At 72.3% G+C, this 10,731-nt stretch carries 8 protein-coding genes; 5 read left to right on the forward strand and 3 right to left on the reverse strand.

Features of this window, described 5'->3' with window-relative positions:
• Positions 1-153: 153 nt before the first annotated feature.
• The gene (locus V7793_RS25885; RefSeq protein WP_336010430.1) at positions 154-1,050 is read right to left on the reverse strand and encodes a phosphatidylinositol-specific phospholipase C/glycerophosphodiester phosphodiesterase family protein; all 897 of its coding nucleotides are present in this window, start codon (positions 1,048-1,050) and stop codon (positions 154-156) included.
• 273 nt (positions 1,051-1,323) lie between these two features.
• Here V7793_RS25885 and V7793_RS25890 point away from each other — a divergent pair, with 273 nt between their 5' ends.
• The 3 genes from V7793_RS25890 (at position 1,324) to V7793_RS25900 (ending at position 5,578) form a co-directional block, all read left to right on the forward strand.
• Positions 1,324-2,520 (forward strand): phosphodiester glycosidase family protein, encoded by a 1,197-nt coding sequence (locus tag V7793_RS25890; RefSeq protein WP_336010432.1) that lies wholly within the window; start codon positions 1,324-1,326, stop codon positions 2,518-2,520.
• A 134-nt stretch (positions 2,521-2,654) separates the two neighbouring features.
• On the forward strand, positions 2,655-4,067 hold the full coding sequence (locus V7793_RS25895) for a family 2B encapsulin nanocompartment shell protein (protein WP_336010434.1): 1,413 nt from the start codon (positions 2,655-2,657) through the stop codon (positions 4,065-4,067).
• Positions 4,068-4,171: 104 nt separating this feature from the next.
• Positions 4,172-5,578 (forward strand): family 2B encapsulin nanocompartment shell protein, encoded by a 1,407-nt coding sequence (locus V7793_RS25900; RefSeq protein ID WP_336010436.1) that lies wholly within the window; start codon positions 4,172-4,174, stop codon positions 5,576-5,578.
• 79 nt (positions 5,579-5,657) lie between these two features.
• Here V7793_RS25900 and V7793_RS25905 read toward each other — a convergent pair whose 3' ends face one another.
• Entirely contained in the window at positions 5,658-5,852 is a 195-nt protein-coding gene (locus V7793_RS25905) for a hypothetical protein (RefSeq protein ID WP_058042787.1), read from the reverse strand.
• Between the two features lie 154 nt (positions 5,853-6,006).
• Here V7793_RS25905 and lysX point away from each other — a divergent pair, with 154 nt between their 5' ends.
• On the forward strand, positions 6,007-9,366 hold the full coding sequence (gene lysX / locus V7793_RS25910) for a bifunctional lysylphosphatidylglycerol synthetase/lysine--tRNA ligase LysX (RefSeq protein ID WP_336010438.1): 3,360 nt from the start codon (positions 6,007-6,009) through the stop codon (positions 9,364-9,366).
• Positions 9,367-9,465: 99 nt separating this feature from the next.
• Entirely contained in the window at positions 9,466-10,407 is a 942-nt protein-coding gene (locus V7793_RS25915; RefSeq protein WP_336010440.1) for a DMT family transporter, read from the forward strand.
• A gap of 32 nt (positions 10,408-10,439) precedes the next feature.
• Here the strand turns inward: V7793_RS25915 and V7793_RS25920 are convergent.
• Positions 10,440-10,731: ATP-binding cassette domain-containing protein (locus V7793_RS25920; RefSeq protein ID WP_336010442.1), on the reverse strand; the 292-nt coding region annotated here is incomplete at its 5' end.

A 10,731-nucleotide genomic window follows, 5' to 3' on the forward strand; every position in this document is an offset into this window, starting at 1 on the left:
CGAAGCCGCCCGGAGGAGGACCCGCGGGCGGCCCGTACGGCGGTCCAGGTGGAGTGGCCATGCGGCCAGCGTCCCGCCGGACGGGCACGCACCGGCGGGCGGTGACGGAACCGCTACACGTTCCCTCCCGGATCCGGACATTCCGTGCGGCGTTCAGCCCGCGCGCAGGAACGCCTCCAGGCCGGCCAGATCGTCGGTGTTGAGCACGTCCACGCCGGCGGAGAGCAGCTCCCGCCACACGGCCTCGCGCGCCGGGCCCGGCCGGTCGGGTGTTGCCCAGAACCTCACGCGTCGGCCCTCGGCATGCGCGGCGGACACGATCTGCCGGAGCCGGGCCCTCTCCGCGGCCGGCATCGGGCCGACGCCCTGCCAGCCGAAGCCGGCGCTCCAGTTGTCGCTCACCAGAGGGATGAACGACGCGGGCGAACCGCCGCCCAGATCGGCGAGCCGGCCGTCGTAGAAGGCGTGCCGCAGCCGCTCCTCCGCCATCGGCCCCCGCGCGCCGCGGTCACCCGAGACGACCGCCGTGACGGCACCGCGGCGGATCCGGCCGTCGGCGCAGGACGTGAACAGCGTGCCGTAGCGGCGCAGGCGGCGCGAGAGCTCCCGGTAGGTCGCCGCGCCGTCGGTCTTGATGTCGACGAGGAGCCGCAACGAGAGGTCGTAGCCCTGGTAGACGCGGCCGTGACCGGCTCTGACCCGGCGCTCCAGCGGGTCGAGGTAGAGGGCTTCGAGGGTGCGGGCAGGGTCGAGGCCCGAGGCGTCGTGGGCGACGAGCAGCCGCCCGCCGACGAGCCAGATGTCCGCCTCGACGCCGGCGAACCCGTGGGAGAGCGCATCGATGAGCGGGTGGGTGTGCTCGTAGTCGTTGTGCGCGTGCGCCCGGCGCAGGGGCGGCCTGCCGGGCGCACCGGACGCTTCGCGCCCCGCGGCAGCCGGCGCTGCGACGACCGGGGTCGCGAAGACCGGGGTGGCGAAGGACCCCGTGAGCGCGGCGCCGAGGGCGGCTCCGAGGCCGACGACGGCTGAGCGGCGCGTGCGAAGACTCATGGCGGCTCTCCCAGTTCTCCAGGAACTCCCAGGCCGGTGTGTGTGCCAGTGTGCGGCCGCGGTGCGTGCACCCTGCCGGCACCTGTGAGTATCCGGGCCGGACGGGCCTCTGGGCAGAGATGTGCCGAGAGTTGCCCGCGTCGACGTCGGCGCGTTGCCTGTCGTTCTTTCGGGGCATGGTGAACTGTTCTGCTACGTGCCAGAGTTGACGGGACCTCTGGGGTGACTGTGAAGAGACGCAGAAGAAGCACGCGCTCGGTACTGACGGTTCTGGTGGCATGGGCCGCGCTGATCGGCGGCGGAGGCCCCGCTCGGGCGGATGCGGGCGACCGGCCCGTACTGCAGTACCGCTCCCTGGCACCGGTCGCACCGGGCGTGGAGTACCGGGAGTTCTCCCTGTCGGCTTCCCACGGCCCGGCGTACGGGCACGTGCTGAGGGTCGATCTGAACCGGCCCGACGTCTCGCTCGACCTGCTCCACCCGGGCTCCGTCGCCGCGAGGTCGACGGTCTCCCGGATGGCGGCCGACGGGGACGCGGTGGCCGGGGTCAACGGCGACTTCTTCAACATCACGGAAACCCAGCACCCCGGGGTCGAGGCGACGGGTGCACCGGTCGGGCCGTCCATCGCGAACGGCCGCCGCCTCGGCGCGGCCGTGCCGAACGGGCAGCGCTTCGGGCCGGCGATGCCGCCCGGCGTGAACACCCGGGACGTCATCGGCCTCGGCACCGACTACAGGGGCCGGCTGGACCGGCTCACCCTGGAGGGCACCGTGACCGCCGAGGGCAGGACACTGCCGCTGCGCGGCCTCAACCAGTACGCCCTGCCGGTCGGCGGCATCGGCGCGTACACCCCCTCCTGGGGCACGGCCTCACGAGTCCGCGCCACCTGCGGCACGGACACCAGCAGGGGCGCGCCCTGCACCGACGAGACCCACGAACTGACCGTCCGGAACGGCAAGGTGACGGCCTCGGCGCACAAGCCCGGCCGCGGCGCGATCGCCTCCGGCACGCTGGTGCTCGTCGGGCGGGACGCGGGGGCCCGGGAGCTGCGCAAGCTCAAGGTCGGTGACACCGTGCGCGTCCAGGACCGGCTGAAGCCGGCGCACGGCGGCGCGCTGCACTTCGCCATCGGCGGCTTCCCCGTGCTGCGCGACGGCCGGCCGCTCTCCGGGCTCGACGGCGCGACCTCCGCCGTGCGGACCGCCGCGGGCCTGAGCGACGAGGGGCGGCTGTTCTACCTGCTGGCGCTGGACGGCGGCGCCGACTACCGGACGGGGCTCACCGTCACCGAGCTCGCCGACCTGATGCGCGACCTGGGCGCGGACGACGCCGTCAACCTGGACGGCGGAGGCTCGAGCACACTGGTCACCCGCGATCCGGACAGCGGCCGGACGGTGGTCCGCAATCATCCGTCGGGCGGGGCCGAGCGGCCGGTGGCAAACGGCATCGGCGTTTTCCTCCGAACGTAACATCATCGATCAATCCACCCTTTTGAGTGACTGCGCCCGCCGATATCCCACTGCTAGCTTCGGGGGCGGCCAGGGGAATTCTTCAGCAGGTCCGCAGCGGCCTGTTTCCATAACGGATGGGTGGGCATTCGCATATGACGACGTCAGTGGAGACCGGCACCGGCGGCAATAACGATCCCGGCCGGCTGAGCCTGGGCACCGAGGCCGCGCGGAATCTGGCGACCACGACAAAGTCCGTTCCGCAGATGCAGGGAATCACCTCGCGGTGGCTGCTGCGGATGCTGTCCTGGGTGCACGTCCCGGGCGGTACGTACCGGGTCAACCGTCGTCTGACGCACACTCTCGGCGACGGCCGGGTGGAGTTCGTCTCGACCGGTGCCGACGTGCGGGTCATCCCGGCGGAGCTGGGCGAGCTCCCACTGCTGCGCGGCTTCGACGACCCGGAGGTGCTCGAAGCGCTCGCGGGCCGCTTCACCCAGCGGGAGTTCCGCCCGGGCGACGTCGTCGTGGAAGCCGGGCAACCGGCGGACCAGGTGGTCCTGATCGCCCACGGCAAGCTCAACAAGATCCGTGAGGGCGAGTACGGCGATCCGGCCGTCCTCGGCGTCCTGGCCGACGGCGGCTACTTCGGCGACCGGGCCCTGGCCGCGGCGTCGGAGAGCAACTGGGACTTCACCGTCAAGGCCGTCACCGCCTGCACCGTGCTGACCATGCCGCGCCAGGCGTTCCACGAGGTCATGGAGGGAGCGGCCGGGCTGCGGTCCCACGTGGAGGCGTTCCGCACCACCACCGCCCGCCCGCAGAACGAGCACGGCGAGTCCGCGATCGACGTGGCCTCCGGCCACTCGGGCGAGCCGGCGCTGCCGGGCGTCTTCGCCGACTACGAGCTCTCCCCCCGCGAGTACGAGCTGAGCGTCGCCCAGACCGTGCTGCGCGTCCACACGCGCGTCGCCGACCTCTACAACGAGCCCATGAACCAGGTCGAGCAGCAGCTGCGGCTGACCATCGAGGCCCTGCGCGAGCGCCAGGAGCACGAGCTGGTCAACAACCGCCGGTTCGGCCTGCTGCACAACGCGGACCTCAAGCAGCGCATCCACACCCGCAGCGGCCCGCCCACCCCGGACGACCTCGACGAGCTGCTGGCCACGGTCTGGAAGGACCCGAGCTTCCTGCTGGCCCACCCGCGCACGATCGCGGCCATCGCCCGGGAGTTCAACCGCCGGGGGGTCTATCCGGACCCCGCCGCCGTCGGCGGCCACTCCGTGCCCGCATGGCGTGGAATTCCCATCTTTCCGTGCAACAAGATCCCGATTTCCGAGAACGGCACCAGTTCCGTGCTCCTCATGCGCACCGGAGAGGAATCCCGGGGTGTCGTCGGGCTGCACCGGACGGGAATTCCCGATGAATACAAGCCGAGCCTCTCGGTGCGCTTCATGGGCATCAGCGAACAGGCCATCATCTCCTACCTGGTGAGCGCCTACTACTCCACCGCCGTGCTGGTGCCGGACGCGCTCGGAATTCTGGAGAACGTCGAAATCGGCCACTGACCCCGGCCACCGGTCCCCGGCCGCAGCCGCCGGGGGCCGCCCGCACCACGCCCCGCACCGCGAATCCGCGCCCCGTACCGCATACAGATGGGTGATCAGCAGCTATGACCACGTCAGTGGAGTCCGGCCAGGTCGCATCGGCCACGGAGGCACAGCTCAGCCTCGGCACCACAGCGGCACGCCAGCTCGCCACGACGACCAAGTCCGTACCGCAGATGCAGGGGATCTCCTCCCGCTGGCTCCTGCGCGTGCTGCCCTGGGTACAGGTGTCCGCCGGCACCTACCGGGTGAACAGGCGGCTCACGTACACCGTGGGGGACGGCCGGGTCGAGTTCATCTCCACCGGCTCGGAGGTCCGGGTCATCCCGCCGGAGCTCGGGGAGCTCCCGCTGCTGCGGGACTTCGGCGACAACGACACGCTGGAGGCGCTGGCGGACGGCTTCGTCCAGCGCGAGTACGCGGCGGGTGACACCCTCGTCGAAGCCGGCGCCCCGGCCGACCACATCTTCCTCGTCGCCCACGGCAAGCTCAACAAGACGGGCACCGGCAAGTACGGCGACGAGACCGTGCTCGGCGTGCTGGCCGACGGGGACTACTTCGGCGAGCAGGTCCCCCTGGACCCGGACGGCACGTGGGGGTTCACCGTCCGCGCCGTCACGCGCTGCACGGTCCTGGCCCTTCCCCTGCAGACCTTCCAGGCGCTGGCCGAGCGGTCGGAGGCGCTGCGCGAGCACGTCGCGGCGTACGCCTCCCGCCCGGCGCGGGCGCAGAACAAGCGCGGTGAGGCCGACATCGCCATCACCTCGGGCCACATCGGCGAGCCCGCCATCACCGGCACCTTCGTCGACTACGAGCTCTCCCCCCGCGAGTACGAGCTGAGCGTCGCCCAGACCGTGCTCCGGGTGCACACCCGCGTCGCCGACCTCTACAACGACCCGATGAGCCAGCTCGAGCAGCAGCTGCGACTGACGGTCGAGGCGCTGCGCGAGCGCCAGGAACACGAGATCGTCAACAACCGCGAGTTCGGCCTGCTGCACAACGCGGACATCAGCCAGCGCATCCACACCCGCAGCGGCCCGCCCACCCCCGACGACCTCGACGAGCTGCTGGCGCGCCGCCGCAAGACCCAGTTCCTCCTCGCCCACCCGCGCACCATCGCCGCGTTCGGCCGCGAGTGCACCGGCCGGGGTCTGTACCCGCAGTCCATCGACGTCCTGGGCTCCTCGGTGCGCTCGTGGCGCGGAGTGCCGCTGCTGCCCTGCAACAAGATCCCGGTAAGCGAGTCGGGGACGAGCTCGATCCTCGCCATGCGGACCGGCGAGGACAACCAGGGTGTCGTGGGCCTGCACCAGACCGGTATCCCGGACGAGTTCCAGCCGAGCCTCAATGTCCGGTTCATGGGCATCAACGAGCAGGCGATCTCCTCGTACCTGGTGAGCGCCTACTTCTCGGCGGCGATCCTGGTGCCGGACGCCCTGGGCGTCCTGGAGGACGTCGAGATCGGGCGCTAGGGGCACCGGGCTCCAGCGGCGCAGCACGGCGGAATCCCGGGCCGGGTCCCCCTGACAGCGGGGCCCGGCCCGGGCGTCGTCAGGGCCGTACGCCGCTCACGATGCGCGTCGTGGTGGCCAGGCCGTCCGAGATCGTCGGCGCGATGCTCGTACTCGCCAGGAGAAAACCGAGCAGGACGCAGACCAGGGCGTTCGACATGCGCAGCGAGCCGCTGCGCATGAACACGACCACCAGGACGAGCAACAGCAGGACCACGGAGATCGAAATGGCCATGGCGAACCTCCTCGGCGGAGCGGTTGTCCGTCAGTCTGGCCCACACGGCGCCCCGGGCCGGGGCAGCAGGTGTACTCCATTCAGGTACGAGCGTCGCCGTCCGGGCCGGTGCGCTCGGCAGGCAGGCCGTCCGCCGGGTGCCTAGGCTGGCGGAATGAGCCGCACAGCCGCCGACAGCAGGCCTTCCGCGGAGCGGCCCGCACCGGTTCCGCAGGGCCCGGAGAGCGGGGAGCGCGAGTCCGCGGGGCGGCGGCTGCTGCACCGGGTGCCGAACGGATTTGCGATCTTCTTCGGCGCCCTCGGCCTGTTCTGTGCGATCACTTCCCTGATCATGCCGCTGCGGCGGGCGGCGCTGCCGCTGACGGAGGCGCTGGACACGCTGACCGTCCCCACCGCCCCGAATCTGGCCTACGCCGTCTTCCTGCTGCTCCTCGCGGCGGCGATGGCCGCCCGCAAGCGGGTCACGCTGTGGTTCGTCCTCGCCTATCTGACCCTGCTGCTGGTCGCGGACGTCCTGCTGCTGGTGGTGGGTTACTGGGACACGATCCCCTCGCTGGTGCTGTGCGTGGCCGCGATGGCGCTGCTGATCCTGGCCCGCCGGGAGTTCTACGCGGCGTCACGGCGGGGCGCGTTCCTGCGGGCCTCGCTCGTGCTGGCGGCGGGGCTCACGGTGGCCATCCTGGTGGGCTGGGGCCTGGTGTCCCTGTTCCCCGGGTCGCTGGAGCCCGGGGGCGGCAACCGGCTGCTGTTCGTCGCCAACAAGGTGTGCGGCGGGCTGGTGAGCGGCCGGCACTTCACCGGCCACCCGCCGCACTGGCTGTACTTCCTGCTGGGGCTGCTCGGCGCGCTGGCGCTGCTCAACGCCGCCATGTCGCTCTTCCGCTCGCAGCGCCTGGAGGCGGCGCTCCACGACGACGAGGAGCCCCGGATCCGCGCCCTGCTGGCCCGCTACGGCGGCCGGGACTCGCTGGGCTACTTCGCGACCCGCCGGGACAAGGCCGTGGTCTTCTCCCCCAGCGGCAAGGCGGCGGTGACCTACCGGGTGGAGGCGGGCGTCTGCCTGGCCTCCGGCGACCCGCTGGGCGATCCGGAGGCGTGGACGCCGGCGATCGACGCATGGCTGGAGGTCGCGGGCCGCTACGGCTGGCAGCCGGCCGTGATGGGCGCCAGCGAGGCGGGCGCCAAGGCGTACGCCCGCTCGGGCCTGGGCGCGCTCCAGCTCGGTGACGAAGCGATCCTGCAGGTCGCCTCGTTCGACCTGGACGGGCGCGAGATGCGGGTGACACGGCAGGCCGTCAACCGCGTGGAGCGCACCGGTGCCACCGTCCGCATCCGGCGGCACTCGGCGCTCACCGACGAGGAGATGGGCGAGGTCATCCACCGGGCGGACGCCTGGCGGGACACCGAGACCGAGCGCGGCTTCTCGATGGCGCTGGGGCGGCTCGGCGATCCCGCCGACGGCGACTGCCTGCTGGTGGAGGCGTTCGACAGCGAGGGGGCGATGATCGCCCTGCTGTCGTTCGTGCCGTGGGGGCGGGACGGGGTCTCGCTGGACGTGATGCGCCGTGACCGGGCCGCGCCCAACGGCGTCATGGAGTTCATGGTCACCCAGCTGTGCGCGCAGGCCGGGCGGTTCGGCGTGAAGCGCATCTCGCTGAACTTCGCGGTGTTCCGCTCCGCGTTCGAGGAGGGCGCGCGAATCGGTGCGGGGCCGGTGCTGCGGCTGTGGCGCAAGCTGCTGCTGTTCTTCTCCAAGTGGTGGCAGCTGGAGGCCCTCTACCGCTCGAACGTGAAGTACAACCCGGAGTGGCACCCGCGCTTCCTCTGCTATGCGGACGCGGGTGCCCTGGCGCGGATCGGGCTCGCCGCCGGCATCGCCGAGGGGTTCGTCGCGGTGCCCAGCCTGGGCCAGCTGTGGAACCGCGGGCGGGCCAGGGGCATCACCAGCCCGGCATCCACCGCGGGGCTGCCGCCGCTCTCCGAGCTCGGCCTGGAGTCCGGGGCCGAGGAGGCGGGGCGGGACGGGCTCGCGGGCCTGCCGGAGCAGGTGCGGGTGCGGCGGCGGAAGCTGGAGCTGCTGCGGGCGGCGGGCGTGGAGCCGTATCCGGTCGACGCGCACCGTACGCACACCCTCGCCGCGATCCGCGCCGCACACGCGGGGCTCAAGCCGTCCTCCCGCACGGGCGAGCGGGCGACGGTGACCGGCCGCGTGCTGCTGGTCCGCAACCACGGCGGCGTCGCGTTCGCCGTCCTCCGCGACTGGTCCGGCGACCTGCAGCTGACCTTCACCCGGGAGGACTGCGGCCGGGAGGGGCTGCGGCGCTTCGCCACGCACGTCGACCTCGGCGACCACATCGAGGCGGAGGGCGAGATCGGCACCACCGACCGCGGTGAGCTCACCGTCTTCGTCAGCAGCGCCCGGATGATCGCGAAGTGCCTGCGCCCCCTGCCCGACAAGCGGCACGGCCTGAGCGACCCCGAGGCACGGGTGCGCATGCGCTACGTGGACCTGACCGTCTCACCGGAGGCGCGGAGGACGGTGCGGGCGCGCAGCGCGGCCGTGCAGGCGCTGCGCCAGGGGCTGCTCGACCGTGGCTTCCTGGAGGTGGAGACGCCCATGCTCCAGCAGATCCACGGCGGTGCCAACGCCCGGCCGTTCACCACGCACATCAACGCCTACGACCTCGACCTGTACCTGCGGATCGCGCCGGAGCTGTACCTCAAGCGGCTGTGCGTGGGCGGCATGGAGAAGGTCTTCGAGATGGGCCGCACGTTCCGCAACGAGGGCGTGTCGTACAAGCACAATCCGGAATTCACGATGCTGGAGGCGTACCAGGCGTTCGCGGACTACGACGTGATGCTCGACCTGACGCGCGAGCTGATCCAGGGCGCCGCCGTCGCCGCCCACGGGTCGGCGGTGGCGCTGCGGGCGGACGCCGGGGGCCGGCCGGTCGAGCACGACATCTCGGGACCGTGGCCGGTGAAGACCGTCTACGGCGCGGTCTCCGAGGCGCTCGGCGAGGAGATCGGCGCGGACACGCCGGTGGAGGCGCTGCGGCGGCACTGCGACGCGGCCGGGGTGCCGCACCGGCCGGAGGACGGGCGCGGGGACATCGTGCTGGAGATGTACGAGCGACTGGTCGAGGAGCGCACGCAGCTGCCCGTCTTCTACAAGGACTTCCCCACCGACGTCTCGCCGCTCACGCGCCCGCACCGCGACGATCCACGGCTCGCCGAGCGCTGGGACCTGGTGGCCTTCGGCACGGAGCTGGGCACGGCGTACTCGGAGCTGATCGACCCCATCGAGCAGCGGCGCCGGCTGACCGCGCAGTCGCTGCTGGCGGCGGGCGGCGACCCGGAGGCGATGGAGCTGGACGAGGACTTCCTGCGGGCGCTGGAGTACGCGATGCCGCCGACAGGCGGGCTCGGGATCGGGGTGGACCGGCTGGTGATGTTCCTGACGGGGCTGTCGATCCGGGAGACGCTGCCGTTCCCGCTGGTGCGCAGGCGCTGACCGCGGGATGTACCCGCCGGACATCATCAAAGGCTTCCTTTGAGGAAGCGATAGAATCCTTTATTTGCCTTATAGATCCGCCGTTGTTAGCTTGCGAATATGACCTCGGCACAGCGCACCCGAACCCCGTGGACACCGATGGCGGCCACCGCGCTGCTGTGGGGCTCCGCCTTCACCGCCATCCAGGTGGCGCTGCCGGACTACTCCCCGGCCTCCGTCGCGCTCCTGCGCATGGCCATCACCATCGCCGTCCTCCTGCCCTGCCTGTTCCTCGGGCGCATCGGCCGGCTGCACCGCGGCGACGTGCTGCGCATGGCGGCCTTCGGCCTGACCGGCATGACGGCCTACCAGGTGCTGCTGTGCGCCGGCGAGCAGAGCGTGGACGCGGGCACCGCGGCCATGCTGATCGCCGCGTCCCCGGTCTTCACCACCGTGCTCGGCATGGCCTTCCTGGGCGACCGGCCCGGCACGCGGGGCCTGGCGGGTCTCGGGGTGGCGCTCGCCGGCGCGCTCACCGTCGCCGTCACCTCGGGCGGCGGGAGCGGTTCGCTCATGGGCGCGCTCATGGTGCTCGCCGCCGCCGCTACCCAGGCGACGTCCTTCGCCCTGCAGAAGCCGCTGCTCAAGCGGTACTCGGGCGCGGAATGCGTCTTCTACGGAAGTCTGTTCGGCATGGTGCCGCTGCTGCCGCTCGCCCCCGAAGCGGTGGGACAGATCGCGGCGGCCGACGGCCACCGCACGCTGGCGGTGCTCTGGCTGGGCCTGGGCTGCACCGCGATGGCCTTCTGGACCTGGTCGCGGACCCTGCGGGCCACGACCGCGTCGACGGCTTCGCTGGTGCTGTACGCGGTGCCGGTCGCTGCGCTCGGCCTTGACGCGGCGTTCCTGGGGAACCTGCCGTCGCTCGACGCGGTCGGGGGCGGGCTGCTCGTGCTGGCCGGCGTTGCCGTGGCTACGGTGCGGAGGGCGCCGAAGGCGGCGGAGCCGGAGCGGGCGGAGCCCGCTGCGGCCGAGCGTGAGCTCGTGGACAGCCGACGCTAGTCTGCACGGGGCTCCGCCCCGGACCCCGCTCCTCAAACGCCGGACGGGCTCGCCTTCAGCAGGTCGTCCCACCGCACCGTCTCGTCGCACCACCGGTTCAGCAGCACGCTGTCGTGTCCCACCGCCAGCAGGCCCGCCCCGCTCTCGGCGCGGTAGGTCTCGACCGCCGCCACGAGTGCCGCCGCCGTCGACGCGTCCAGCATCGCCGTCATCTCGTCGCAGATCAGCCAGCGCGGGCGCAGGACGAGGGCCCGGGCCAGGCAGGCCCGCTGCAGCTGGCCGTCGCTGACCTCGTGCGGGCGCCGGCCGAGCAGTTCCCGGGAG

It is taken from the genome of Streptomyces sp. KLMMK (assembly GCF_036961605.1).
Lineage (GTDB): Bacteria > Actinomycetota > Actinomycetes > Streptomycetales > Streptomycetaceae > Streptomyces > Streptomyces telluris.

What these genes read in the sequence shown, in the direction of transcription:
- V7793_RS25885 (WP_336010430.1), bottom strand. Translation starts at nt 1,050, where the DNA reads ATGAGTCTTCGCACGCGCCGCTCAGCCGTCGTCGGCCTCGGAGCCGCC.
- V7793_RS25895 (WP_336010434.1), top strand. Translation starts at nt 2,655, where the DNA reads ATGACGACGTCAGTGGAGACCGGCACCGGCGGCAATAACGATCCCGGC.
- V7793_RS25900 (WP_336010436.1), top strand. Translation starts at nt 4,172, where the DNA reads ATGACCACGTCAGTGGAGTCCGGCCAGGTCGCATCGGCCACGGAGGCA.
- V7793_RS25905 (WP_058042787.1), bottom strand. Translation starts at nt 5,852, where the DNA reads ATGGCCATTTCGATCTCCGTGGTCCTGCTGTTGCTCGTCCTGGTGGTC.
- lysX (WP_336010438.1), top strand. Translation starts at nt 6,007, where the DNA reads ATGAGCCGCACAGCCGCCGACAGCAGGCCTTCCGCGGAGCGGCCCGCA.
- V7793_RS25915 (WP_336010440.1), top strand. Translation starts at nt 9,466, where the DNA reads ATGACCTCGGCACAGCGCACCCGAACCCCGTGGACACCGATGGCGGCC.